Origin of the sequence: Chromobacterium vaccinii (genome assembly GCF_001855275.1) — a bacterium.
GTDB classification, from domain to species: Bacteria; Pseudomonadota; Gammaproteobacteria; order Burkholderiales; family Chromobacteriaceae; genus Chromobacterium; species Chromobacterium vaccinii.
The window spans coordinates 2981377-3008259 of the sequence record NZ_CP017707.1 but is presented as its reverse complement, the minus strand read 5'-3'; the positions used below and the strand labels follow the sequence as shown (position 1 = coordinate 3008259).

General features: G+C 65.9%; 17 protein-coding genes. 12 read left to right on the top strand and 5 right to left on the bottom strand.

Annotation, left to right across the window (positions count from 1 at the left end; translation table 11 throughout):
* On the top strand, positions 1-1902 hold the full coding sequence (locus BKX93_RS13890; RefSeq protein ID WP_046168488.1) for a bifunctional diguanylate cyclase/phosphodiesterase: 1902 nt from the start codon (positions 1-3) through the stop codon (positions 1900-1902).
* Between the two features lie 272 nt (positions 1903-2174).
* On the opposite strand, the gene BKX93_RS24750 is transcribed toward BKX93_RS13890, so the two are convergent.
* On the bottom strand, positions 2175-14222 hold the full coding sequence (locus tag BKX93_RS24750) for a retention module-containing protein (protein WP_070980266.1): 12048 nt from the start codon (positions 14220-14222) through the stop codon (positions 2175-2177).
* Positions 14223-14529: 307 nt separating this feature from the next.
* Between BKX93_RS24750 and BKX93_RS13880 the strand changes: the two genes are divergently transcribed.
* The 5 genes from BKX93_RS13880 to BKX93_RS13860 all read left to right on the top strand — a co-directional run bounded on the left by BKX93_RS13880 (position 14530) and on the right by BKX93_RS13860 (position 18534).
* Positions 14530-14832 (top strand): hypothetical protein, encoded by a 303-nt coding sequence (locus BKX93_RS13880; RefSeq protein WP_021475189.1) that lies wholly within the window; start codon positions 14530-14532, stop codon positions 14830-14832.
* 174 nt (positions 14833-15006) lie between these two features.
* Complete coding sequence (locus BKX93_RS13875; RefSeq protein WP_046158840.1) at positions 15007-15192, top strand: hypothetical protein; 186 nt, start codon at positions 15007-15009, stop codon at positions 15190-15192.
* Positions 15186-15683, top strand: coding sequence for a GNAT family N-acetyltransferase (locus BKX93_RS13870; RefSeq protein WP_070980265.1), 498 nt, complete (start codon positions 15186-15188; stop codon positions 15681-15683). Before BKX93_RS13875 ends, BKX93_RS13870 begins: the two co-directional genes overlap by 7 nt.
* Before the next feature lie 102 nt (positions 15684-15785).
* Complete coding sequence (locus tag BKX93_RS13865) at positions 15786-16436, top strand: EndoU domain-containing protein (protein ID WP_070980263.1); 651 nt, start codon at positions 15786-15788, stop codon at positions 16434-16436.
* 223 nt (positions 16437-16659) lie between these two features.
* Complete coding sequence (locus BKX93_RS13860; RefSeq protein ID WP_070981840.1) at positions 16660-18534, top strand: M3 family metallopeptidase; 1875 nt, start codon at positions 16660-16662, stop codon at positions 18532-18534.
* 60 nt (positions 18535-18594) lie between these two features.
* On the opposite strand, the gene BKX93_RS13855 is transcribed toward BKX93_RS13860, so the two are convergent.
* Positions 18595-19131 (bottom strand): glutathione binding-like protein, encoded by a 537-nt coding sequence (locus BKX93_RS13855; protein WP_070980261.1) that lies wholly within the window; start codon positions 19129-19131, stop codon positions 18595-18597.
* 172 nt (positions 19132-19303) lie between these two features.
* Between BKX93_RS13855 and BKX93_RS13850 the strand changes: the two genes are divergently transcribed.
* Together BKX93_RS13850 and BKX93_RS13845 are read left to right on the top strand one after the other, a co-directional pair.
* The gene (locus BKX93_RS13850; RefSeq protein ID WP_046168815.1) at positions 19304-19525 is read left to right on the top strand and encodes a helix-turn-helix domain-containing protein; all 222 of its coding nucleotides are present in this window, start codon (positions 19304-19306) and stop codon (positions 19523-19525) included.
* 54 nt (positions 19526-19579) lie between these two features.
* Positions 19580-19912: a hypothetical protein gene (locus BKX93_RS13845; RefSeq protein ID WP_070980259.1), complete on the top strand. Its 333-nt coding sequence runs from the start codon at positions 19580-19582 to the stop codon at positions 19910-19912.
* Positions 19913-19935: 23 nt separating this feature from the next.
* On the opposite strand, the gene BKX93_RS13840 is transcribed toward BKX93_RS13845, so the two are convergent.
* From BKX93_RS13840 to BKX93_RS13830, 3 genes are all read right to left on the bottom strand, one after another.
* Complete coding sequence (locus tag BKX93_RS13840) at positions 19936-20487, bottom strand: hypothetical protein (RefSeq protein WP_021475197.1); 552 nt, start codon at positions 20485-20487, stop codon at positions 19936-19938.
* 79 nt (positions 20488-20566) lie between these two features.
* Positions 20567-21418 carry a D-hexose-6-phosphate mutarotase gene (locus BKX93_RS13835; RefSeq protein WP_083340557.1) on the bottom strand — a complete coding sequence of 284 codons (852 nt, stop codon included), beginning with the start codon at positions 21416-21418 and terminating at the stop codon, positions 20567-20569.
* A 62-nt stretch (positions 21419-21480) separates the two neighbouring features.
* Positions 21481-21921 carry an Mpo1 family 2-hydroxy fatty acid dioxygenase gene (locus tag BKX93_RS13830; protein ID WP_046158848.1) on the bottom strand — a complete coding sequence of 147 codons (441 nt, stop codon included), beginning with the start codon at positions 21919-21921 and terminating at the stop codon, positions 21481-21483.
* 89 nt (positions 21922-22010) lie between these two features.
* On the opposite strand from BKX93_RS13830, the gene hutC reads away from it, so the two are divergent.
* The 4 genes from hutC to hutU all read left to right on the top strand — a co-directional run bounded on the left by hutC (position 22011) and on the right by hutU (position 26853).
* On the top strand, positions 22011-22727 hold the full coding sequence (gene hutC / locus BKX93_RS13825) for a histidine utilization transcriptional repressor HutC (protein ID WP_046158854.1): 717 nt from the start codon (positions 22011-22013) through the stop codon (positions 22725-22727).
* A 180-nt stretch (positions 22728-22907) separates the two neighbouring features.
* Positions 22908-24149, top strand: a complete 1242-nt coding sequence (gene hutI, locus BKX93_RS13820) for an imidazolonepropionase (RefSeq protein ID WP_070980255.1) — start codon at positions 22908-22910, stop codon at positions 24147-24149.
* Between the two features lie 65 nt (positions 24150-24214).
* A complete protein-coding gene (gene hutG / locus BKX93_RS13815; RefSeq protein WP_046168819.1) occupies positions 24215-25144 on the top strand; it encodes a formimidoylglutamase in 930 nt (309 codons plus the stop codon).
* A 38-nt stretch (positions 25145-25182) separates the two neighbouring features.
* Positions 25183-26853, top strand: a complete 1671-nt coding sequence (gene hutU / locus BKX93_RS13810) for a urocanate hydratase (RefSeq protein WP_070980253.1) — start codon at positions 25183-25185, stop codon at positions 26851-26853.
* Positions 26854-26883 lie beyond the last annotated feature (30 nt).

The following is a 26883-nucleotide window of genomic DNA, read 5'->3' as shown; positions in this document are numbered from 1 at the left end:
ATGAAAAACCTTTCCCTTATCCAGCGGTTGTGGCTGTTGCTGCTGTTGTTGGTGTTCACGTCGTTGTCAGGCGCGCTGCTGGCCAATCTGTACAACGCGCGCAGTTATTTGGAACAGCAGCTGACAGGCCAAAATGCCAATGCCGCCAATGCGCTGGCGCTGATGATCACCCAGAACAAGGCGGATAAGGCGATGGCTGAAACCTTGATCAACGCGACTTTCGACCAGGGATATTTTCATCACATCCGCTGGCAGGGAGCCGACGGCAAGGTTGTGGTCGACCGCGTCAACCAGGCGGTTTTTCCAGCGGCACCGGACTGGTTCCGGACTTTGCTGCCGCTGTCCCCGCAGCCGGGCAACGCGTTGGTCACCGCCGGCTGGCTGCAGGCCGGGGAGATACGCGTAGAGGCCGCGCTGGGCTACGCCTACGAGTCGTTGTGGATGGGCGCGCTACAGACCATGTTGTGGCTTTTGGGAGCGGGTTTGCTGGCCGGCTTGCTGGGTTCCATCGATATTTTCAAGCTGCGGCGCGATTTGCAGCGGGTGGTCAATCAGGCTCGGGCGATCAGCGAGCGTCGTTTCCAGCGCATGACCGAGCCCAAGGTGCCGGAACTGGCCCGGGTGGTGGGCGCGATGAACCACATGGTGGAGAGGCTGCAGTCCTATCTGGGCGAGCAGTCGGAAGAGGTGGAGCAATTGCGGCGCGAGCGCCATACCGATCCGGTGACCGGCCTGCCCAACCGCGAGGCGCTGGAGCAGGCGGTGTCCAGCACGCTGGCCGAGGAGGAGGATGTCCGCGGCTGCCTGCTGCTGCTGAGGCTGGCCGGGCTGGCCGAGTTGAACCAGCGGCTGGGCGGCGAGCGCGCCGACGCCTTGTTGGTCCGCCTGGCGGCGGATCTGGAAGATCTGGCTTCGCGGCGCAAGGGCTGGCTGGCGGCCCGGCTGCGCGGCGCCGATTTCGCCGTGTTCTGCCCGGAGCTGGAGATCGACGGCGGCCGGCAGCTGGCGGAGACGCTATGCGAGCAGCTGGCTTTTTACCGGCAGATGGGTTTGAGCGACCGGGACGGCATCGGCCACATCGGCGTATGCGGCATTGTCGAGGGCGATGGCTTGGCCAGCCTGTTGGCGCGCGCCAGCCAGGCGCTGGCCGAGGCCGAGGCGGCGGGCGACAACCAGTGGCGGGTCGATGATGGCGGCGGTCCGGAAGTGGGCAGCGAATGGGATTGGCGCGAACTGATCGAAGCCAGTTGCCGCGAGCATAGCCTGAGGCTGCGCTGGTTCCCGGTGCGGGATGCCGCGCGCGGCATCCTGTGGCAGGAGGGCATGCTGTTCCGGCCCGCGATGGGGGGCCTGCCGGCGATCAACGCGATGCGGCTGGTGTCGCATAGCCTGCGCCTGGGCCTGAGCCACCTGGCCGACCTGGAGGCGCTGAGGCTGGCCCTGGCCGACGCGCCGGGCTCCGCGCTGGCGGTGAACCTGTCCCCGGCCTCGCTGGCGGCCAGAGGCTTCCAGTGGCAGGCGATGGAAATGTTGGGCGGCAGCCGGACGACGGTGTCCTTCGAGTTCGACGAGGCGGGGCTGGACGAGCATTGGGATGCCTTCCTGGCTTTCGGCGAGGCGGTGAAGGGCGCCGGCCACCGGCTGGCGGTGGAGATCCGCGGCCATAGGCTGGAACTGGTCGCCCGGCTGAACCAGGCTGGCATCGACTATCTGGTGCTGGACGGCGCGCTGACGCGCGGCATCCATCAGGACGAGGGCCGGCAGGTGCTGGTCAAGGGCGTGCAGCGGATGACGTCGCTGATGGGCGCCAGGCTGATCGCCAAGGGAGTGGTCAGCGAAGCCGACGCGAAACGGCTGCTGGAACTGCGCGTCGACGGCCTGACCGGTCCCGCCGTGGCGTGACGCCGTTTTTCCGGCTGGGGTGACATGCAGCGTTCGCCGCCGTTCCGCGGCGGACCGCCGCCGCCAGCCGGGTCGCTTTCATGCCGGAAATTCCCGCCGGCGCGACATTCCCGTTTCGTTCTCCCTTCTTTCATTTCATCGGTCCGCAGCAAGGGGATGGCAGCGCCGCGCTCCGCCGACGCGGACATGGATGGTTTTTCTCCGCCATGCCGCGGTGGACGCAAAAAAGCCCCCCGCGCGGACGGGGGGCTGCCGACATCGGGCTGCGCGCCTCAATCGGTATGCAGCTGGCCGTGATTCAGCAGGTTCTTCAGCACCTGCGCGTCGCTGAGCGTCGCGCCTTGGGTCAGATCGACGTTCTGCAGCACGATCTGCTGGGTGACCGCCGTGCCCTGGCCCTGGTGATGGACGTCTATCACCGTGTTGGCGCCTTCCTTGTGGAAGTTCAGGTAACCCTCCAGGCTGGCCGCGTTGTGGCTTGCGCCCTGCAGCAGGTCCTTCAGGTCGAGCACGTCTTTCTCGCCATGCTGGCCGAAGTCGGTGATCACGTCCCGCGCCGGCTTGGCAGCGGTGCCTTGATCGCCCAGCGACCACTTGAAGGTGTCGACGCCGGCGCCGCCGGTCAGGATGTCGCTGCCGGCGCCGCCGCGGATCAGCTCGCTGGCGTCGGTGCCCGTCAGCCGGTTGTCGCCGGCATCGCCCTGAAGCAGGCGCTGATTCGGGTCCAGCGTCGACAGGTCGATGTGCAGCCTGGCGTTGGACAGGTCGCCGTCGGCATCCCGCACCGTGTAGGTGAAGGTGTCGGTCTGGCCGTTGCCCAACAGCTTGCTATCGCCGGTGAAGGTGTAGTTGTAGCTGCCGTCCGCGTGCATCAGCAGGTCGCCGAACTGGCCGTGCAGGATGGCCTCCACGCCGCCGTTTCCGGCCTGGCCGCCGCTGGCGCAAGCCACCACCTTCAGGCCGCCGTCGGCGCCGGCGGCGTCATTCTGCAGCACGTCGCCGCCGGTGGCCGGATGGTGGAAGTCGCTCCCCTCGACGATGCGCGCCATGATGCCGAAGGTGGAGTTGGCGTTCTCGGCAGTGTGGATTTCGTTGCCGATATGGCCCTTGCCATCATCGAATCCCAGGATCTGCAGGATGTACTGCCGGCCGTTGTACTCGAAGGTCTGGCTGGCGTTGTCGATGGTGACGATGTCCTTGCTGGCTTCGTAGTCGCGGCTGTTCGGCGTCTCCTGGTGGTTCAGGTGGACGAGGAACTGCTGCGGCTGGACGCCCAGCATGAACGACAGGCCCAGCGTGGCGTTGCTGATGCCGGAGTTGCCGCTGATCTCGTAGTTCAGGTGGGTGAGGTCGCCCAGCTTGAAGGTTTGGTTCAGCGGCAGCGTGTTGTTCAACAGGGTGTCGTTGTCGCGGAAGCTATAGCCGGACTGCTGGCCGTAGGTGTCGCCCCAGCGCAGCTGGTTCTGGCCGTTGTCGTTGCCGCCCTGGTTGAAGGTGCTGACGCGGTGGCCGCCGTCCCAGTCCATCCAGTCGCCGACGATGCCGTTGCTGCTGATCTTCAGATCGCCGCTGAGCACCGCCAGGCTGGCGCGGTCGTCGGCCGCCAGCGGCGCGTCATTGACGATGGCCACGTTGAGCTTGTCGCTGGCGCTGCTGCCGTCGCGGTCGCGCACTTCCACGTTGAGGCTATCGATGAAGCGCTCGCCCGCGCTGGCGCCGGCGTGGCCCAGCGTGTACTGGTAGCCGAGCTTGCCGCTGGCGGCGTCGAAGGAGGTGACCTTCAGCGCGCCGTAGGCGGTGCTGAGCGTATTGCCGGTGAGCCTGCCGTCGGCGCCGACCACTTCCACGCCGCCGATGCGGATGCTGGCCACGCCGTCCGGCGCGTTCACCACGAAGTTGCCCTGCTGGGTCAGCTGGGCGGCGTCCGGCGCGGTGCCGGCGGCCAGATGGCTTTCCAGCGCGATGGCGTCGCTGCCGCCATCCAGCGCGTGCAGTCCGGACAGGGTGACTGGATGGTCTACCGCCTGGATGGACACGCTCAGGTTCTGGCTGCTGCTGGCCTGGCTGTGGTTGGACTGCTCGGTGGCCGTGGCGGTGACGGTCAGGTTCAGCTGGCCATGGTAGCCGGCCGGACCCTTCAATTGCAGGCTGTCCAGGCTCCAGTTGCTGACATCCAGCCGGCCGGAGCCGTCCACCATCGCCTGATGGCCGGACGCGTCTTTCAGCACCGCGCCGCTGGGCAGGCCGGACAGGGAGACGTTCAGCGTTTCCGAGCCGTCGCGGTCGACCAGCGAGGCGCTGATGCTGCTCAGCTTGATGAAGTTGCCTTCATAGCCGACGTTGTCCATCGCCTTGAAGCTGAGGTTGTCGAGGATGGCGCCGTTGGCATCGCCGTCCTTGGCCTCGAACAGCAGCCGGTATTTGCCGTCCTGGGCGATCGGCAGCGCAACCTGCTGGTCGCGCAGCCAGCCGGTGCTGGTCGGGTTGAAGTCGTACAGCACGGTGGCCTTGCCGGTGGGGTGGCCGCTGGCGTCGAGCGCGATCAGTTTGACCTGCAACTGCGAGCTGCTGACGTAGTTCAGGCGAGCGGAGATGTCGAAGCCCAGCTGGTAGAAGCGGCCGGCTTCGCACTGGATGTCGGTGTACAGCGTGCGGTCGCCGGGGCCGTTTTCGATTTCCAGCACCTTGTTGGTCGAGCTGCCGCCGGTGTAGGTGCGCTCGGTGCCCACTTCGATCAGGCCGCGGCCGTTGTCGGTGTTCCACACGCCTATGGTATTGGCGCCGCCGATCTTGTTGACCGCCACGTCCTGCCGCCATTCGCGGCCGTTCAGATTGACGTCCTCGAAGTTGAGCGAGGCCAGCGACGAGTAGCCGCCTAGCGACAGCTGCGGCGCGTCGGCCACGGCTTCGATGTGGATGGAGGCTTTGGCCGGGCTGGCGTCCACCGCGCCCTGGTTGTCCTTGGCCGCGTAGCCGAAGCCGGTGTCGCCGCTCCAGTGGCCCGCCGGCTTGAAGTAGACGGCGCCGCCCACGGTGTCGCCGGCCTTGACGACCTGGGTGCCGGCGGCGTCGCTGTACAGCGTGCCGTTGGTCGGAAGGTCCTTGATCACGAAGCCGGAGACGCTGCCGTCGCCGTCCTTGCCGGACAGCGCGATGCTGATCAGCGGCTGGTCTTCCTGGCCGGACGCGGACACGTCGAAGGTCTCCGGCGCCATATTGGCCGCGTTGGCGCCGGCATGGCCGGTCGCGGTGTCGCCGTTGCCGGTTTCACGTGAAACAGCGTCGACGCCGATGGACAGCGCGCCCTTGACGTTGCCGGGCACTTCCAGCTGCAGGCCGGACAGCTTCACGTCCAGCGCCTTGGCGTCCCAGTGGCCGGCCTGGACTATGGTCAGCGAGCCGTCCTTGCCTATGATGCCGATCAGGTTGTGCTGGCTGTCGAACAGCTGCGAGCCGGCGTACTTGGCGTCCAGACGGACGACGATGCTGTCCAGCCCTTCGCTGCCATCGCGGTCCACCAGCGAGGCGCTGATGTCGATCGGATAGCGGGTGAGGTCCGGCCCTTCCTTGGCCCAGTCCTTGCCGTTCCAGTAGTAGGTGCCGTCCTTGAACTGCAGCCGCTCGATGTCGTACAGGCTGTCGTGGCCTTCGCCGGCGTAGGGATTGGCCGCGGTGGTCTGTTTGTCGGTCACTTCGAAGAACACGCTGCCGCCGGCGCCGATGACCGGGCGGGTGATGGTGTAGTCCTTGAAGTTGCCGGCATAGACCGCGGTGTCGACGCCGTCGCCGCCGTACAGGCTGTCGTCGCCCTTGCCGCCGATCAGGATGTCGTTGCCCTTGCCGGCATACAGCGTGTCGTTGACTTCATTCGGCTTGCCGCTCAACTGGCTCAGGTTGCCGTCGTCGCCGATCAGCACGTTGTCGGCCTTGCTGGTGTCCAGGTAGATGGCGTCGTTGCCGCCCATGCCGCGCACGGCGAAGCCGGTGTCGGTCTTGCCGCGCAGGTCGGCGAACGAGTTGTTGCCGTCGTCCAGCGTGATCGCGTTCTTGCCGTATTCAGCCGCGGTCTTTTCCCACGATTCGAAGTTGCGGCCGCCGACATAGGGGCTGCCCGGCTGGTAGCTGCCCTGGCCGATCTGTACGCCGACCACCGGCGCGTCGGCGACCGGGGTCATGGTCAGCGTCAGCGTCGAGCTGCTGCCGGTGTTGGTGGTGTAGCCGATCTGCGGCAGCTCGCCGGCGTAGTGCGCGGCCGGGGCGAAGCTGTAGCTGCCGTCGGCGTTGACATGCAGCACGCCCTTGCCGTCCAGCGCCACGTCCACGCCCTGTTTGCCCAGCTGGTAGGTTTGGCCTGCCACGGTGACGCTGTGCACGCTGAGCTTGCTGTCCACGTCGTAATCGTTGGCGAGCAGGCCGTGGGCGGCATCGACCGCCAGCGGCTTGTCTTCGACGATGTTGCCGCTGTCCGGCTTCAGCACCGACGGATCGTCCACCGGCGTGATGCCGACGTGGATGGTGATGGTGTCGGTGGCGCCGGCCTTGTCGGTGACCGTCACCTTGAAGCTGTCGCTGCCGTTGTAGTCCTGGTTCGGCGTGTAAGTCCAGCTGCCGTCCTTGCCCAGCACCACGGTGCCGTGCTGCGGGTTGCCGCTGGCGGCGTAGCTCAGCTGGTCGTTGGCGTCCACGTCCTGCGCGTGCAGCTGGCCGCTGACCGGGGTGTCCTCGGCGGTGGTGACCTGGATGCCGCCGTCCTTGGCGAAGCCGTGCGTCTGGTCGCCGACGAAGGCCGGCGCGTCGTTGGCGCCGTGGACGTCGACGCTGATCTTGTGCTCGGTGCCGTCCTTGGCGTAGACGGTGAACTCCTCGGTGCGCGTTTCGCCCTGGCCCAGGTGCTGAACTTTGTCGTTGTCGACCTTGTACTGCCAGTGGCCGTCCTTGTCTATCGTCAGTGTGCCGTAATTGCCGGCATGGCTGTCGACGCGGCCGGTGTCGAACGCCGCGCGGCCCTTGTCCGGGGTGGCGATGTCGAGCTTGCCGTTATGCGTGAGCGCGCCATCGGCACCGACGGCGAGGTCCTCGGTGACGGCGCCGGTGCTTTCGCCGCTGATCTTGGCGAAATTGTCGGTGCCGTAGACGGTGATGTTGACGTTGTGCGAGGTGCCGTCCAGCGATTGGACCGGGAAGGTGTAGTTGATCTTGTCCTGGCTGGTCAGCTCCTGGGCCGTGTCGTTCAGGGTGAACGTCCACTGTCCGGTGGCGCTGTCGAAATGGAAGGTGCCGTATTTCACCAGCACGTCGGCTTGCGGGCGGAAGCCAGCCTCGCCGGCATCGACGTCCCTGACCAGCAGGGTGCCGGTGGCTGTCGGGAAGGTGCCTTCCACCAGAGTGGCGCCGTCGGTGCCGCCGAACACGGCCGGATCGTTGACGCCTTTGATGGTCACGGTGATGTCGTGGGACGTGCCGTCCTGGGAGTAGACGGTGAACACCTCGGTGCGGGTGACGTCCTGGCCCAGGTATTGGACCTTGGCGTCGTCGACGCTGTAATGCCAGTTGCCGTTGGCGTCTATGGTCAGCTTGCCGAGGTTGGTCGTCTTGTTGTCGACGCGGCTGGTGTCGAATACCGATTGACCCTGATCGACATCGGACACGTTCAGCTTGCCGCTGTAATCCAGGGTGTTGGCGGCGGAGACGTTGAGGTCCTCGGTGACGGCGCCGTGATCGTTGCCGGAGAAGGTGGCGGCATCGTTGGTGCCCAGCACCTGGATGGATACCACCGCGCTGCCGGTGCCGTCCTTGGAGAGGACGGTGAACTGCAGCGGCACCTTGTCGCCTTCGCCCAGCGCCTGCACCTTGGCGCTGCTGTTGTCGATGGTGAAGGTCCAGGTGCCGTCGGCGTTGGCCTGGAAGGTGCCGTAATCGGTCACCTGCTGGTAAGGCTGCAACTGGGCCTGGCCCTGGTCGACATCCACTACGGTCAGCTTGCCGCTGGCGACGGTCTGGGCCGCGGTGTCTTCCTTGACGATGCCGGAGCCGATGTCGCCGGCGCCGTGGCCGACGTCGGCGGCATCATTGACGCCGGTGACGACGACGGTGATGTCGTGGGACGTGCCGTCCTGGGAGTAGACGGTGAACACTTCAGTGCGGGTGTCGCCCTGTCCCAGGTACTGGACCTTGCTGTTGTCGACGCTGTAATGCCAGTTGCCGTTGGCGTCGAGGGTGATCGAACCCAGATTCGTGGTCTTGTTGTCGATGCGGGTGGTGTCGAACGAAGACTGTCCCTGGTCGGCGTCGGTCACATTCAGCTTGCCGCTGTAGTCCAGGGTGTTGGCGGCGGAGACGTTGAGGTCTTCGGTCACCGCGCCCTGATCGTTGCCGGAGATCACCGCGGCGTCATTGACGCCGGTGACGACGACGGTGATGTCGTGGGACGTGCCGTCCTGGGAGTAGACGGTGAAGACTTCGGTGCGGGTGTCGCCCTGTCCCAGATACTGCACCTTGGCGTTGTCGACGCTGTAATGCCAGTTGCCGTTGGCGTCGAGGGTGATCGACCCCAGATTGGCGGTTTTGTTGTCGATGCGGCTGGTATTGAATACCGCCTGGCCCTGATCGGCATCGGCCACATTCAGCTTGCCGCTGTAGTCCAGGGTGTTGGCGGCGGAGACGTTGAGGTCTTCGGTGACAGCGCCCTGGTCGTTGCCGGAGATCACCGCGGCGTCATTGACGCCGGTGACGACTACGGTGATGTCGTGGGACGTGCCGTCCTGAGAGTAGACGGTGAAGACTTCGGTGCGGGTGTCGCCCTGGCCCAGATACTGCACCTTGGCGTTGTCGACGCTGTAGTGCCAGTTGCCGTTGGCGTCGATGGTGATCGAACCCAGATTGGCGGTCTTGTTGTCGACGCGGGCGGTGTCGAACACCGCCTGGCCCTTGTCAGGGTCGACCACGTTCAGCTTGCCGCTGTAGTCCAGAGTGTTGGCGGCGGAGACGTTGAGGTCTTCGGTGACGGCGCCCTGGTCATTGCCGGTGATCACCGCCGGATCGTCCTTGCCCTGGATGGTGACAGTGACGGTATGGGGCGTGCCGTCCAAGGACAGTACGGTGAAGGTGCGATCGAAGCGATCGGCGCTGGTCAGCTCCTGTGCCTTGGCATTGTCCAGTGTGAAGGTCCACTGGCCGGTGGCGCTGTCGAAATGGAAGGTGCCGTAGTCGACTTGAACGTCGGCCATCGGCTGGAAGACGGACTGGTTCTGATCCACATCCTTGACCAGCAGGGTGCCGTTCACCTGGGTGATGTCGTCCTCGACCACGATGCCGTGATCGGTGCCGGAGATCACCGCGGCATCGTTGACGCCGGTTACGACGACAGTGATGTCGTGGGACGTGCCGTCCTGGGAGTAGACGGTGAAGACTTCGGTGCGGGTCTCGCCCTGGCCCAGGTATTGGACTTTGGCGTTGTCGACGCTGTAATGCCAGTTGCCGTTGGTGTCGATGGTGATACTGCCGAGGTTGCTGGTCTTGTTGTCGATGCGGCTGGTGTTGAACACCGCCTGGCCCTGATCGGCATCGACCACGTTCAGCTTGCCGCTGTAGTCCAGGGTGTTGGCGGCGGAGACGTTGAGGTCTTCGGTCACCGCGCCCTGATCGTTGCCGGAGATCACCGCGGCGTCGTTGACTCCGGTGACGACGACGGTAATGTCGTGGGACGTGCCGTCCTGGGAGTAGACGGTGAAGACTTCGGTGCGGGTCTCGCCCTGGCCCAGGTATTGGACTTTGGCGTTGTCGACACTGTAATGCCAGTTGCCGTTGGCGTCGATGGTGATGCTGCCCAAATTGGTGGTCTTGTTGTCGACGCGGCTGGTATTGAACACCGCCTCGCCCTGGTCGGCATCGGACACGTTCAGCTTGCCGCTGTAGTCCAGTGTATTCGCCGCCGAGACATTGGCGTCTTCGGTCACCGCCCCGGCATCGTTGCCAGAGAAGGTGGCGGCATCGTTGACGCCGGTGACGACGACGGTGATGTCGTGGGACGTGCCGTCCTGGGAGTAGACGGTGAACACTTCGGTGCGGGTGTCGCCCTGGCCCAGGTACTGCACTTTGGCGTTGTCGACGCTGTAGTGCCAGTTGCCGTTGGCGTCGATGGTGATGCTGCCGAGGTTGGCGGTCTTGTTGTCGACGCGGCTGGTATTGAATACCGATTGGCCTTTGTCAGGGTCGACGACATTCAATTTGCCAACATAGTCCAGCGTATTCGCCGCCGACACATTCAGATCTTCGGTGACGGCGCCCTTGTCGTTGCCGGTGATGACGGCCGGATCATCCTTGCCCTGGATGGTGATGGTGACGACGTGGGGCGTGCCATCCACAGAGTGCACGGTGAAGGTGCGGTCGAAGCTATCGGCGCTGGTCAGTTCCTGAGCCTTGGCGTTGTCCAGCGTGAAGGTCCACTGGCCGGTGGCGCTGTCGAAGTGGAATGTGCCGTAGTCGACCTGAACGTCGGCCATCGGTTGGAAGGCGGACTGATTCTGATCCACGTCCTTGACCAGCAGGGTGCCGTTCACCTGGGTGATATCGTCCTCGACCACGATGCCGTGGTCGGTGCCGCCGATGATGGCCGCGTCGTTGACGCCGTTGATGACGACAGTGATGTCGTGGGACGTGCCGTCCTGGGAGTAGACGGTGAAGACTTCGGTGCGGGTGTCGCCCTGGCCCAGGTATTGGACCTTGCTGTTGTCGACGCTGTAGTGCCAGTTGCCATTGGCGTCGATGGTGATGCTGCCGAGGTTGACGGTCTTGCTGTCGATGCGGGTGGTGTTGAACACCGCCTGGCCCTGGTCTAGGTCGCTGACATCCAGCTTGCCGTTGTAGTCCAGGGTTTTAGCCGCAGAGACGTTTTGGTCTTCGGTGACGGCGCCCTGGTCATTGCCGGTGATCACCGCGGTATCGTTGACGCCAGTGACGACGACAGTGATGTCGTGGGACGTGCCGTCCTGGGAGTAGACGGTGAACACCTCGGTGCGGGTGTCGCCCTGGCCCAGGTACTGCACCTTGGCGTTGTCGACGCTGTAGTGCCAGTTACCGTTGGCGTCGATGGTGATCGAACCCAGATTGGCGGTCTTGTTGTCGACGCGGCTGGTATTGAATACCGATTGGCCCTTGTCAGGGTCGACGACATTCAATTTGCCAACATAGTCCAGCGTATTCGCCGCCGACACATTCAGATCTTCGGTGACGGCGCCCTGGTCGTTGCCGGTGATGACGGCCGGATCATCCTTGCCCTGGATGGTGATGGTGACGACGTGGGGCGTGCCATCCACAGAGTGCACGGTGAAGGTGCGGTCCAGGCTATCGGCGCTGGTCAGTTCCTGAGCCTTGGCGTTGTCCAGCGTGAAGGTCCACTGGCCGGTGGCGCTGTCGAAGTGGAATGTGCCGTAGTCGACCTGAACGTCGGCCATCGGTTGGAAGGCGGACTGATTCTGATCCACATCCTTGACCAGCAGGGTGCCGTTCACCTGGGTGATATCGTCCTCGACCACGATGCCGTGGTCGGTGCCGCCGATGATGGCCGCGTCGTTGACGCCGTTGATGACGACAGTGATGTCGTGGGACGTGCCGTCCTGGGAGTAGACGGTGAAGACTTCGGTGCGGGTGTCGCCCTGGCCCAGGTATTGGACCTTGCTGTTGTCGACGCTGTAGTGCCAGTTGCCATTGGCGTCGATGGTGATGCTGCCGAGGTTGACGGTCTTGCTGTCGATGCGGGTGGTGTTGAACACCGCCTGGCCCTGATCGGCATCGACCACGTTCAGCTTGCCGCTGTAGTCCAGGGTTTTAGCCGCGGAGACGTTTTGGTCTTCGGTGACGGCGCCCTGGTCATTGCCGGTGATCACCGCGGTATCGTTGACGCCGGTGACGACGACGGTGATGTCGTGGGACGTGCCGTCCTGGGAGTAGACGGTGAAGACTTCGGTGCGGGTGTCGCCCTGGCCCAGGTACTGCACTTTGGCGTTGTCGACGCTGTAGTGCCAGTTACCGTTGGCGTCGATGGTGATGCTGCCGAGGTTGGTCGTCTTGTTGTCGATGCGGCTGGTGTTGAACACCGACTGGCCCTGGTCGGCATCGGACACGTTCAGCTTGCCGCTGTAATCCAGGGTGTTGGCGGCGGAGACGTTCTGGTCCTCGGTCACGCTGCCGGTGTCATTGCCGGAGAAGGTGGCGGCATCGTTGGTGCCCAGCACCTGGATGGATACCACCGCGCTGCCGGTGCCGTCCTCGGAGAGGACGGTGAACTGCAGCGGCACCTTGTCGCCTTCGCCCAGCGCCTGCACCTTGGCGCTGCTGTTGTCGATGGTGAAGGTCCAGGTGCCGTCGGCGTTGGCCTGGAAGGTGCCGTAATCGGTCACCTGCTGGTAAGGCTGCAACTGGGCCTGGCCCTGGTCGACATCCACTACGGTCAGCTTGCCGCTGGCGACGGTCTGGGCCGCGGTGTCTTCCTTGACGATGCCGGAGCCGATGTCGCCGGCGCCGTGGCCGACGTCGGCGGCATCATTGACGCCGGTGACGACGACGGTGATGTCGTGGGACGTGCCGTCCTGGGAGTAGACGGTGAACACTTCAGTGCGGGTGTCGCCCTGTCCCAGGTACTGGACCTTGCTGTTGTCGACGCTGTAATGCCAGTTGCCGTTGGCGTCGAGGGTGATCGAACCCAGATTCGTGGTCTTGTTGTCGATGCGGGTGGTGTCGAACGAAGACTGTCCCTGGTCGGCGTCGGTCACATTCAGCTTGCCGCTGTAGTCCAGGGTGTTGGCGGCGGAGACGTTGAGGTCTTCGGTGACGGCGCCCTGGTCGTTGCCGGAGATCACCGCGGCATCGTTGACGCCGGTGACGACGACGGTGATGTCGTGGGACGTGCCGTCCTGGGAGTAGACGGTGAAGACTTCGGTGCGGGTGTCGCCCTGGCCCAGGTATTGGACCTTGGCGTTGTCGACGCTGTAATGCCAGTTGCCGTTGGCGTCGAGGGTGATCGACCCCAGATTGGCGGTCTTGTTGTCGATGCGGCTGGTATTGAATACCGCCTGGCCCTGATCGGCATCGGCCACATTCAGCTTGCCGCTGTAGTCCAGGGTGTTGGCGGCGGAGACGTTGAGGTCTTCGGTGACGGCGCCCTGGTCGTTGCCGGAGATCACCGCGGCGTCATTGACGCCGGTGACGACTACGGTGATGTCGTGGGACGTGCCGTCCTGAGAGTAGACGGTGAAGACTTCGGTGCGGGTGTCGCCCTGGCCCAGATACTGCACCTTGGCGTTGTCGACGCTGTAGTGCCAGTTGCCGTTGGCGTCGATGGTGATCGAACCCAGATTGGCGGTCTTGTTGTCGACGCGGGCGGTGTCGAACACCGCCTGGCCCTTGTCAGGGTCGACCACGTTCAGCTTGCCGCTGTAGTCCAGAGTGTTGGCGGCGGAGACGTTGAGGTCTTCGGTGACGGCGCCCTGGTCATTGCCGGTGATCACTGCGGCGTCGTTGACCGGGGTAATGCCGATGTTGACGGTCACGGTGGCGGTGCCGCCGCGGCCGTCGCTGACGGTGACGGTGAATTTGTCGCCGCCGTTGTAGTCCTGGGCCGGGGTATAGGTCCAGGTGCCATTCGGATTGACGGTGACGGTGCCGTGCTGCGGATCGGCGCCTTTGACGAAGGTCAGCGGGTCGCCGTTGGGATCGCTGGCGGTCAGCGTGCCGCTGACCGGCGTGTCTTCGTCGGTGGTGACATTCATGTCGCTGCCCAACGGCGCGCCATTGGCGGCGGTGAAGAACGGCGGCGAGTTCTGCGCCGGGACGTCGGCGGCCCGGTTTTCGGGCACTTGCGCCGCGCTTACCTGCGCCGCTTCCAGCTGCAGCCCGGTCAGGCTTTCCGAGATGCGGCCGATGCGGACGAAGGAGTGGCCGCTGTTCTCGCCGCCGGCGTCGTTCAGGCCGGCGGCTGCCGGGTCGAGGCTGTCAAAAGGATTGCCGGGGTTGGCCGCCGGATTGTCCAGCGCCGCCAGGATCTGCTGCGCTTCCGGCGCCAGCGGGGCGATGCTGGCTTCCGCCGCGTCGGCATGCTGCGCGTGCAGCACCTCCTCGGTCAGCGTCACCTGGCGGTCGCCGTCCAGGTGCATCACTTCGCCGTCGGCGCGGCTGATGCTGACGGCGGCGCCGTTTTCCAGCTGCAGTTGCTCGCCGGGCTGCAGGATGTCGCCGACTTTCAGGATGCGTACCTTGCCGTCGACGCCGATCGCCTTGACGCTGCCTTGCAGCGAGAGAACCTGTCCCTGGGTGCTGGTGGCCATGATGGAAATCCTTATGACAGTTTGCTGATTTCAGCAGGATAGCGGCGCGCCACCCAGAAAAACATTGTACTGAAGCGCTATAAAACCCGACTCCTTATGGATGTTGTCTGACAATGTAATGAATCTGACCGGCGTGGCTAGACCATAAACATAAAAGGCGTACCTGACACTTGGTACGGGTTTGGCTATAACCCCTTAAGAAAAGGGGGGCAGGGCGCAGAAATCGCGGGCAGCAGCCAGCGCCGTACAATGTCGGACAATTGGAGCCAGCCCGCGGCGCCGCTGTCCTTGTAGCGGGGATTTCATCATGGAACTCTATCTGCTCTGCCTGGTTTTTTTCTTGACCGACATCGGCGTCCGGTTGGCGTTGCGCACCCGATCGTGGCGCGTGGTGGAACTGACGCTGGTGGCCGGTTTGCTGCTGGCCTGGCTGTTGTATCCGCATCTGAGCGACTGGGCGGTGCCATGGATGCCGCTGAGCGGGGGCATGCTGCTGTACGCGGTGATGGTCGGCCTGCAGCTGGGACTGATGGATGCCGCCTTGCGCACCGGATTTGGCCGCTGGCGCGCGGCGCACGCGCCGGCCAGGCAGACAAGCCGGCGCTGGTGAGCATAAGGCCGCGGCCTTATGCTTGACGAATGGCCATGGGCGGGAGCAGACTTCGCGCTTCCGCCGCGTGCGTATCCTGCAAAAACGCATCGTCGCGGGAATTATCGGAGCCGTTTCGCCGCCCGGCGCGCCGGACTCCTCGCTCTTTCATCGTTCTTTACAGGTACCGCCATCATGGCATCGATCTTTATCCTGTCGCGCCACTTGCTGCGCGACATGCTCGGCGACGAGCCCGTTTCCCCATCCATTCTGTCCTCCGAAGCGCCACCGCGACAACTGCTGGCCGATGACGACCATCTGCGCCGATCGCGGCTGGAGCAGCGCGCCGATCGGCGCCGGCTGGAGATCTGCTCATGCTGATCCTGGCCGAGCCGGACGGCAGGCTGCGGCTGCGCGATTTTCGCGAATCCGATCTCGACGCCTATCTGGCGGTGCGCAAGGGCGCAGCGTTCGGCCGCCATTACGCGCCTGAGCAGATGGGCGCGGATTTCTGCGCGCGGCTGCTGGCTGGTTTCCTGGCGCAGCAGCGGCGAGTGCCGCGCCGCGACTGGCAGCTGGCGATCGAGCGCATCGACGACGGCGCGCTGATCGGCTCGGTCGGCTTGCGCGGCGCGGACGACGGCGAGGCCGAGTTCGGCATCGAGCTGACCGAGACCGCCTGGCGGCAGGGCTACGCGCGGGAGGCGGCCCGGCTGATGCTGGCCTTCGGCCGCGAGCGGCTGGCGTGCCGGCGCTTTCGCGCGCATTGCGCGCCCGGCAACGTGGCGATGCTGCTGCTGGCGCAGCGGCTGGGCTTCGACATGCAGCCGTTGCGCGATGGCCGCCGGCTGGATCTGCTGCTCGCGGCCTGAGTCCGCGCGGTTGCGGGGAGGGCGTGCGGTTTTCACAAAGGGGAAGCCGTTTCGTCTTGTCTGGTAGGCAGCATGTGCTGTCCGCCAGGCAAGGAGTTTCCCATGCATTCCCTTCTGCTGCTTCTATTTGGACTGGCCGCGGCGCTGCCGGCCGCCGCTGCGATCAATTGCGCGCCGGCTTCGATCGATGTCGCGTCGGTTCCGGTGCAGGTCGCCGTGCCGCCTGCCGCCAATAGCCGGCTTAACCCGCAGATCAATCTGCGGCATATTTTCTGCGGCGAGATCAACGGTGGCGCGGCCACCGGTTTCCACGCCCGGCCGGGCGGACACAATCCCGTGCTGGGGGCGGGGGCCGCTGCGCCGTTGGCGGCTCAAATTACCGGTGGCGTGGACTACATCGTGTTGCCCGGCGCGGCCCATCCAGGGCCATATCGCTATGTCGGCGGCGGCATCCAGGTGTATGACGCGGCGGCGGGCGCATGGGTCGCCAAGGGCGGGGCCGGCAGCTCCACTTTCTATCCCGATGCCTGCAACCGGGCGCAGATCATGGCGTCGGTCCGTTACGCCTATACCCACGCCATTGCCGCCGCGCCGCCAGCCGGTGGCCAGTTTGTCGGTCCGTCGGCGCCAGCGGTCAATGCCGCCGGTTATTGCACCGGCGAAAACGGCGCGGTGTTCAGCATCGCCGGTTATCTGAACCCGATCGGCGGGGTGTGGCGGGTGAACACGGCCTACCCGCTGTCGATGTTCTAGCCGCTTGCGCCATCAGCCGCCGGTTTTCCGGCGGTTGATGTCGCCCCGATCGGCGCGAGTTTTGATTTACTCATGCAAAAAAAGGGGATCCATGTGAAATAGCATTGAGATATCTTGACCTTGCGGGGATATGGTATGAGACTTAATCATCCATGACGTGGCGATATTCATCGCTCAAACCATGCCGCCGATAGAGCGGCGACATCCCTGGGAGAAAATGGAAATGACTGCATTGGCAGCGCTGCGCGGCGAGTTCGACGCGCTCAACCGCGATTACCTGGCCATCCACAAGGCCAAGGAAGACCTGTTCTGGGATACGTATATGGCGGTGTCCGACGACGATGCCGGCTTCGCCCGCGCCGAGGGCGCGTTCAAGGACTTCATCTCCAGCCCGCAGCGGCTGGCGCGGACCAAGGCCGCCATCGCCCAGCTGGAGGCGTTGCCGGCCGGCGCCGAGCGCGACGCGCTGCTGCACGGCTTCAATGGCTGGCAGGCGCTGTTCGACAGCAACATCATTGAAAGCGACGAAGCGCGCCAGCTGATGACCGAACTGGTGGCGCTGGAGTCCGAGTTGTTTTCCAAGCGCCGCGGCTACAAGATGCGCCACATCAACGAGGCCGGCGAGCTGGAAGAGGCGACGCTGAGCGGGCTGTCCACCAATATGGGCACCAACCGCGACGAGGCGGCGCGCAAGAGCTCGCACGACGCGCTGATGGGCCTGGAGCGCTGGGCGCTGGACAATGGCTTCATCGCCATCGTGAATAAGCGCAACGCGCTCGCCCGCAGCCTGGGTTACGCCGACTACTTCGAATACAAGGTGAAGAAGAACGAGCAGATGACGCCGGATCAGCTGTTCGCCATTCTGGATGACTTCGAGGCCCGCACCCGCGACGCCAACCAGCGCGCGCTGGACCAACTGAGGGCCAAGCACGGCGATGGCGCGCTGCTGGCGCACAATCTGCGCTTCCACATGAGCGGCGACGTTACCCGCCAGATGGACCCCTACCTGCCGTTCTCCAAGGCCGTCGAGCGCTGGGTGCTGAGCTTCCGCCGGCTGGGCATCCAGTATCGCGGCGCGACGATGCAGCTCGATCTGATCGAGCGCCAGGGCAAGTACCAGAACGGTTTCTGCCACGGTCCGATTCCATCGTTCTTCGACGGCGAAGCCTGGGTGGCCGGCCAGATCAACTTCACTGCCGACGCCAAGCCGGACCAGGTGGGCAGCGGCGCGCGCGCGATCAACACGCTGTTCCACGAGGGCGGCCACGCCGCACACTTCGCCAATGTCACGCAGAACGCGCCGTGCTTCTCGCAGGAGTTCGCGCCGACGTCTATGGCCTACGCCGAAACCCAGAGCATGTTCTGCGACAGCCTGCTGGACGACGCCGACTGGCTGAAACGTTACGCCCGCAATGGCCAGGGCGAGGCGATTCCGGACGAGCTGATCCGCGCCCGCATCGAGGCGACGCAGCCGTTCGCCGCCTACGCTGAGCGCTCGATCGCCGTGGTGGCGTACTTTGAGCGCGCCTTGTACGCGCAGCCGGAGAGCGAGCTCACCGCCGAGCGCGTGCTGCAGCTGGCGCGCGACAGCGAGCGGCGCATCCTGGGCATAGCCGTCAGCCCGCGTCCGCTGCTGGCCATTCCGCATCTGCTGAACCAGGAATCGGCCGCCGCCTACCATGGCTATTTGTTGGCCAATATGGCGGTGTACCAGACTCGCGCCTACTTCATCGGCAAGTTCGGCTACCTGACCGACAACCCGGCTATCGGCCCGCTGCTGGCCGAGCACTACTGGGGCCCGGGCAACAGCATCAACCACAACGCCACGCTGCTGCGCCTGACCGGCGAGCCGTTCAATGCCCGCTACCTGGCCGACAGCTGCAACCAGAGCGTGGACGAGGCCTGGGCCGACGCGCGGAGGCTGATCGCCGAATCCGCCGCCCGCGATTATCCGGCGCAGTATCCGGACGCGCTGGACGCGCGCATCCGCCTGGTGCACGGCGCGGAGCTGATCGCCGACAACGCGGCCGGCGACGCGGCGATGTTCGACCGCTTCGAGAGCTGGGTGGCCGGCCATTACCCGGCCAGCGTGCACTGAGTTTTTGCTGGAGCGCGAAGCGGCCGGGTTTTCCCGGCCGTTTTTCATTGCGGAACCGGCTCAGCGCGCCGGCGCCGCGGTTTCTTCCGCCCGATGCGCGGCCCGCGCCGACGGCCGGGCGTCCATGCGCTGGCAGTAGGCATGCCGCGCCGGCCAGAGCGCGATGTCTATTTCGAAGCGCGGCAGCCAGCCCAGCACCTCGTACAGATAGGCGTCGGCGATGCCGAAGCGGTCGCCCAGCAGGCAGGCCTGCGTTTGCGGCCTGTCTTCCAGCCAGTCCAGCCGCTGGAACAGCTTGTCGCGGAATATCTGCAACGCGGTCTCCGGCAGGCCGGAGCGGAATCGCGGCGCGCTGCCGCCGTGCAGTTCGGCGGCGATGAAGTTCAGCATCTCCTGCAGCCGGGCCTGCGGCCAACCGCCGTTTTCCAGCGCCAGCGCGGCGATATAGTCCTTGGGATTGATGTCGAGAAAATCGCGGCCGTCGCCGGTTCGCTTGGTTCGGTTGTCGACGCGGACCAGCTCGAACGGCAGGCCGAGTTCGCGCAGCGCGATGTGCGGCGCCAGGGAGCATGCCATGAGGGCGAAATACAGTTCCATCGGGTTCTCCACTTGGTGCGGCGCTTCGCACCGCCCGCGGCGGGGCAATGCCAACGCGATTCAGGCCTCCATGCTGCCGCCTGGCTGCGCTTGCGGTAAAACAAGAATTTCAGCACCCTGTCATTAACTGTGCCGATGGTTGCAAGACGTAGTTTTCATGAGGGGGCGATCGATGATGAACCTGATGCACTGGCGGCTGATGCTGGCGGTAGCTGAGTGCGGCACGGTGACAGAGGCCGCGCGCCGCCATGGCATCACCCAGTCCGGGGCCAGTCAGGTGATCCGGCAGATGGAGCAGACGCTGGGCGCCGAGCTGTTCGTGCGCGACCGCCGCCGCACCCGGCCGACGGCGCTGCGGGATTGGCTGGCGGGCAGGACCGGAATGGATGATTGACGTTTGGGATCGCAGGAACGCGTGTTCCGGCATCAAATGCGCCAAGGAGGAGCAATGAGCCAGATCGGGAGCGAAGTGAGGAGCGTGCGGGCGTACAAGGCGATGCTGCAGGGAGAGGGGGCATTGCCGGACGAGCAGGTATTGGAGATTCTGCGGGCGCAGCGGCAGAGGCTCGATCTGATCACCCGCAAATGGCGGGCCGACGCCAAGAAGCGCCTGGCCGGCGGCGGCGCGGCGGGTTCCGTCGATTCGTACCGGGCGATGGCGGAGGCGCTGGAGGGGTTGGACAAGCTGGCGCGGGCCTGCGGAGCGGCTGAGCCGAAGCAGCCGAATCCGCCGCCGGCTCCGGGCATGGGGCGGACCGCGAATGGCGTGGACAAGCTTTAGCGCCTGCTCGGCGGCGCTCGGCCTTATTGCTGGCGGTAGATCAGCCGGCCTTCCAGCAACAGTTCGCTGGCGGCCAGGGCCAGATTGTTGCCGGGGGCGGCGCGGTCGAACACGAAGCGCTGGCCCTGGTATTCGATCCAGGCGCTGATCGGCTCGCCCTGGAAGCGGCCGAGGATTTCCTCGGAGCGCAGCACGTCGGCGTCGGCCGGCAGCATCAGGCCCTTGGGCGCGCTGTCGGCCTGCTCCAGGTCCCACTTGTCATTGTTGATCGGCTGAGGATCGTGGCGGGTGGCGGACTTCATCCACAAGCGGAACATCCACAGCGGCAGCAGCACGCGGTGCACGCGCTTGTCGTCGGTGATCACGCAGGCCACCGGGAAGCGCTGCTCGCACTGAGGACAGCAGGCTTCGGCGGACAGGTAGATCTTGCCGTGCATCAGGCTGGCCAGGCCTTCCATGTGCTCGGCGCCCACCATGGCGCGGCACTGCGGGCAGTGCTTGCCGAAACGGCGCACGCTGTTGCCGTTGGCGAAGGTCAGCGGAAGGAAGCGGGAAATCTTGTCTGGTCGTGCCATTGCTGAGGTCCGGATAGCCTGGAAAGCGCCGCCGGACCGAAGGGTCGCGGCGGCCGTCTCGAACTGGGGATTATAACCCCTAGCCGTGACAAGAGAAATGCAGGCGGCAAGCCAGCCGGTGGCGCTCGCCCGGCGCCAGCGCGCGCGCGTCGTCGCCGGCGTTGGCGGTTTCCACGCAGACGAAGCGCCGCCAGTCCTCGTCCGGCAGATCGGCCAGCTTTCGCGCCTTGGCCGGCGCCGGGTTCCACACCACCGCGCTGGCCGAGCCTTCCGGCTGGATGGCGATGTCGCGTCGCCAGCCGGCGTCGCGCAGCGTCGCGGCCTGGCTGGAATACACCACCAGGTCCACCTCGCCGACGAAACGGAAGGGGCCGGCCGGCAGGGCGGAGCGGGCGTCGGCCACCTTGTCGTGTACCGGGGCGTTTTCCAGGCCCAGCAGCTCGACGCTGTCGATGTCGGACACCGCGAAATAGCTGTGCAGCGCGGCGCTGAGGGTGCGCGCGGCATCGCCATGGTTGGTGGTGGCCAGCGCGATGGCGGCGCCGTCGGGGCCGATGCGGAAATCCAGCTCGGCGGCCAGATCGCCGTGGCGCGGGCCATCCAGTTTCACGTGGAACACTTCGCCGTCGCGGCTGGCGTCGCGCAGGGTCCAGAGCTGCTGGCGGGCGACGCCGTGCGCCGGCTGGCCGGCATCGGACGGATGCGGGCCGAACCACGGCCAGCACACCGGCACGCCGCCGCGTATCGCCTTGCCCGGCTGGCAGGCGGTTTGCGGCGACAGGTAGAGCAGCGGCGGCTCGCCGTCGCGGCGGTAGTCGATCAACTGGCCGCCCAGCAGGGCGATGCGGGCGGAGAAGCCGTCGCCGGCCAGCAGAATTTGGTCGACGCCCGGCGCCAGGGGGGCCAGGCTCAGGCCTTGCGGAAGGAACATCGCGCGCTCCATCGGGATCGGGAAAACACCGATGATAGCGCGCGGCGGGACGGTTCAGCGCGTCATTCGATCAAGCCCAGCCGCCGCCACAGCGCGCGCAGCGTCCACAGCGGGCCGATCAGCAGGAATTGCAGATCCTGGGTGAACGACGGCTTTTTGCCTTCGCGCGCGTGGCCGGCGAACTGGCCGGCCCAGGCCAGCGCGAACACCAGCAGCGAGACGATGCCCAGCGGCAGGCCCTGGCTTTGGGCGATGGTCAAGAGCAGCAACGCCAGGCCGCTTAGCACGGCCATCACCAGCGCCGCCGCGCGCGACAGCCGCCAGTACCAGGCCACGGCGGCCAGCGCCGCCAGCCAGGCCCAGGGCAGCGGGCCGGGCAGCACGATCAGCATGCCCAGCAGCGACAGCGCGATCAGCGGCACGCACAGCTTGTGCATGGCGATGTTGAACGGATGGCGGTGGCTTTCGTCGTAGGCCGCCAGCCACTGCGGCAGGGTCATCATGGTTTCGCCTCCCTTTATCTGCGCTGGATCAGCCAGCGATGCGGCCGCTCGCGCTACAATCGCTCATTCCCGTCAAGACTGGAGCCAAGGTGTCAGACGCCGCCCAACCCCGTTACCAGCGCATCAAGGACTACATCCTGTCCGGCATTCGCGACCGCCACTTTCTGCCTGGCTGCAAGATTCCGCCGGAGCTGGAGCTGGCGCGGCAGTTCGGCGTGTCGCGCATGACGGTCAACAAGGCGGTGCGCGACCTGGCCGAGGCCGGCATCCTGCTGCGCTTCGCCGGCGACGGCACCTATGTCGCCGAGCGCAAGGCGGAGTCGCCGCTGCTGGACATCAACAATATCGCCGCCGAAATCGAGGCGCGCGGCCATCGCCACACCGCCCACGTGATTCTGCTGGAGGCGGCGCCGGCCAGCGAAGAGGTGGCGCTGCGGCTCAGCATGCGCGCCGGCGGCGCCGTCTACCATTCGCTGATCGTCCATTGCGAGGACGAGGTGCCGATCCAGCTGGAGGACCGCTACGTCAACCCGTCTTTCGCGCCCGACTATCTGCGGCAGGACTTTTCCGAACGCACGCCCAACGACTACCTGATGCAGAGCTGCCCGCTCACCGATATCGAGCATAGCGTGGAAGCGGTGCTGCCGGGGGCGGCGGAGCAGGCATTGCTGGGCATCGCCGCCGCCGAGCCCTGCCTGCTGGTGCTGCGCCGCACCTGGTCGCACAAGAAGCTGGTCAGCTTCGCCCGGCTCACCCATCCGGGGCTGCGTTACAAGCTGCGTTCGCAGACGCGGGTGAAGAAGTAAACGGTATATACAATTAACCGACAATCGCAGAAAAAACGGCCGCCTGACAAGCGGCCGTTTTTTATTGCCATGCAACATCAGTACCTTGCATGAGACAGTCTGGGAAAAGATTTTCCCTTGCGCTTGACACCGGCAGTCCAGGCGATTAAATGTATATACAAATAACCCGGCAGGACGACCATGAACGTTCCCCATCCCCACCGGCCCAGCCTGTGGCTGAACGCCAGGCTGGCCACCATGGACCCGGTCCATGACGCGCCCTACGGCGCGCTGGAAGGCCATGCGCTGCTGTTGCGCGACGGCCACATCGAGGCGGTGCTGCCGCAGGCTGGCGTCGACGCCGCCGCTTTCGACGGCGAGGTGTTCGACCTGCAGGGACGCTGGATCACGCCGGGCTTCATCGATTGCCACACCCACCTGGTGTACGGCGGCAGCCGCGCGGCGGAATGGGAAAAGCGGCTCACCGGCGTGCCTTATCAGCAGATCGCCGCCGAGGGCGGCGGCATCGTCTCCACCGTCCGCGCCACTCGCTGGCTGGACGAGGAGGAGCTGGCGCTGGCCAGCTTGCCGCGGCTGAAAGCCTTGATGGCCGAAGGCGTGACCACGGTGGAGATCAAGTCCGGCTACGGCCTGACCCAGGCCGACGAGCTGAAGCAGCTGGCCGCCGCGCGACGGCTGGAAGCGTCCTTGCCGGTGGAGGTGGCGACGACCTTGCTGGCCGCCCACGCGGTGCCGCCGGAATACGCCGGCGACGCCGACGGCTATGTCGACCTGGTGGTCGAATCCATTCTGCCGGTGGCGGCGAGGGCCGGCCTGGCCGAGGCGGTGGACGTGTTCTGCGAGAGCGTGGGATTCACGCCGGGGCAGACCCGCCGCGTGTTCGAGGCGGCGCGCGCCCATGGCCTGAAGGTGAAGGGCCATGTCGAGCAGCTGTCCAACCTCCACGGCGCGGAGCTGGTGGCCGAATTCGGCGGCCTGTCGGCCGACCACATCGAATATCTGGACGATGCCGGCGTCGAGGCCCTGGGCCGTGCCGGCACTGTGGCGGTGCTGCTGCCCGGCGCTTTCTATTTCCTGCGCGAAACGCAAAAACCGCCGGTGGACAAGCTGCGCGCCGCCGGCGTGCCGATGGCGGTGTCCACTGACCTGAACCCTGGCACCAGCCCGTTCGCCTCCATCCGGCTGGCGATGAACCAGGCCTGCGTCTTGTTCGGCCTGACGCCGGAAGAGGCGCTGGCCGGCGTCACTCGCCACGCGGCGCGGGCGCTGGGCCGCGGCGACACCCACGGCCGGCTGGCCGCCGGCTGCGTCGCCGACCTGTTGGTCTGGGACATCGCCCACCCGGCCGAGCTGGCCTACAGCGTCGGCGTGCCGCTGTTGAAGCGGCGGGTGTTCCGCGGCACGGCGCAACATATCGACTGATTACCGTTCGGCCCGCCGGACGCCAGCGCGCTTCCGGCCGGGACGGCAATAAAGGAAGCATGCTCATGGTGGACATGAAGATCTGGACCGGCCGCGTGGACGCGGCCGAAGGCGAGGCGGCCAAACGCTGGCATCAGGCGGTGCAGCCGCTGCCTGAAAGCGGCGCGCCGGGGATCGCCATCATCGGCTTCGCCTGCGACGAGGGCGTGCGCCGCAACCAAGGCCGCGTCGGCGCGGCCGCCGGCCCGCAGGCGCTGCGCAAGGCGCTGGCCAACCTGGCCTGGCACCCGACCTTGCCCTTGTACGACGCCGGCGACGTCGCGTGCGCCGACGGCGACCTGGCAGCTGCGCAGCAGCGTTTGGGCGAGCGCGTGGCGCAGGTTATCGCCGCCGGCCATCTGCCGCTGGTGCTGGGCGGCGGCCACGAAACCGCCTACGGCCACTGGCTGGGCTTGTCCGCGGCGCATCCGGACAAACGCATCGGCGTGATCAATTTCGACGCCCATTTCGACCTGCGCCAAGCCGACGAGGCCACCAGCGGCACGCCGTTCGCGCAGATCGCCGCCGACTGCGCCCGCCACGGCCGCGTGTTCCGCTACCTGTGCCTGGGCGTGGCCGAAACCGCCAACACCCAGGCGCTGTTCGACACCGCCCGCGCGCTGGGCGCCGAGTGGCGGCTGGACACCGAGATGACCGGCTGGCAGCTGGCCGACATCCGCGGCCAGCTGGCCGAATTCCTCGACAGCGTCGACGCCGTCTACCTGACCATCGATCTGGACGTGCTGCCGGCGGCGCAGATGCCGGCGGTGTCGGCCCCGGCCGGCTACGGCGTCGACATCGCCGTGGTAGAGGCGCTGACTTCGCGCATCGCCAAGAGCGGCAAGCTCGCCGGCGCCGATCTGGTGGAATTCAATCCCGCATTCGATATCGACAGCCATGGCGCCAAGGCGGCGGCGCGGCTGGCCTGGAGCCTGAGCCGCCACCTGCGCCGTTGACGATCGCGCGATTCAAGGAAAACAGAGGAGAGAGAACCATGACCGACCCGCGTTTTGACGCTTCCCGCCACATCCGCGCGCCGCGCGGCAACCAGCTCACATGTAAAAGCTGGCTGACCGAAGCCGCCTATCGGATGATCCAGAACAATCTGGACGCCGAGGTGGCCGAGCACCCGCAAAGCCTGGTGGTGTACGGCGGCATCGGCCGCGCCGCCCGCAACTGGGAGTGCTACGACAAGATCCTGGAAACCCTGCAGCGGCTGGAAGACGACGAGACGCTGCTGGTTCAGTCCGGCAAGCCGGTCGGCGTGTTCAAGACCCACGAAAACGCGCCGCGGGTGCTGATCGCCAACTCCAATCTGGTGCCGCACTGGGCCAACTGGGAGCACTTCAACGAGCTCGATAAAAAGGGCCTGATGATGTACGGCCAGATGACGGCCGGCTCCTGGATCTACATCGGCTCGCAGGGCATCGTGCAGGGTACATATGAGACATTTGTGGCTGTTGCAAGGCAGCACTTCGGCGGCAAGCCGCAGGGCCGCTGGATTCTGACCGGCGGCTTGGGCGGCATGGGCGGCGCGCAGCCTCTGGCCGCGACCATGGCGGGATTTTCCATGATCGCCGTCGAATGCGACGAAACCCGCATCGATTTCCGCCTGAAAACCCGTTATGTCGACCGCAAGGCCACCACCTTGGACGAGGCGCTGGCCATCGTCGAGGACGCCAAGCAGTCGGGCAAGGCGGTGTCGGTGGGCCTCTTGGGCAACGCCGCCGACGTGTTCGCCGAACTGGTGGCGCGCGGCATCACCCCGGACGTGGTCACCGACCAGACCTCCGCCCACGACCCGGTGCACGGCTATCTGCCGCAGGGCTGGACCGTGGCCCAGTGGCGCGACAAGCAGAAAACCGCCGCCGCCGAGATCACCGCCGCCGCCAAGAAATCCATGGCGGTGCAGGTGCGCGCGATGCTGACGTTGCAGGAGCGTGGCGCGGCCACGCTGGACTACGGCAACAACATCCGCCAGATGGCGCTGGAAGAGGGCGTGCAAAACGCCTTCGACTTCCCCGGCTTCGTCCCGGCCTATGTGCGCCCGCTGTTCTGCGAAGGCATCGGCCCCTTCCGCTGGGTGGCGCTGTCCGGCGATCCGGAAGACATCTACAAGACCGACCAGAAAGTGAAGGAGCTGATCCCCGACGATCCGCACCTGCACAACTGGCTGGACATGGCCAAGGAGCGCATTGCCTTCCAGGGCCTGCCGGCGCGCATCTGCTGGGTGGGTCTGAAAGACCGCGCCCGCCTGGGCCAGGCTTTCAACGAGATGGTGAAGAACGGCGAGCTGAAGGCGCCCATCGTCATCGGCCGCGACCACCTGGATTCCGGCTCGGTCGCCAGCCCCAACCGCGAAACCGAAAGCATGCGCGACGGCTCCGACGCCGTGTCCGACTGGCCGCTGCTGAACGCCTTGCTCAACACCGCCGGCGGCGCGACCTGGGTATCGCTGCATCACGGCGGCGGCGTCGGCATGGGCTTCTCGCAGCACTCCGGCGTGGTCATCGTCTGCGACGGGACGGATGCCGCGTCCGAACGCCTGGGCCGCGTGCTGCGCAACGATCCGGGCACCGGCGTGATGCGCCATGCCGACGCCGGCTACGACATCGCGGTGAACTGCGCCAAGGAACAGGGCCTGGATTTGCCGATGCTGAAGTAAGCGCGATGAGGCGGGGAGCCGACAGTTTCT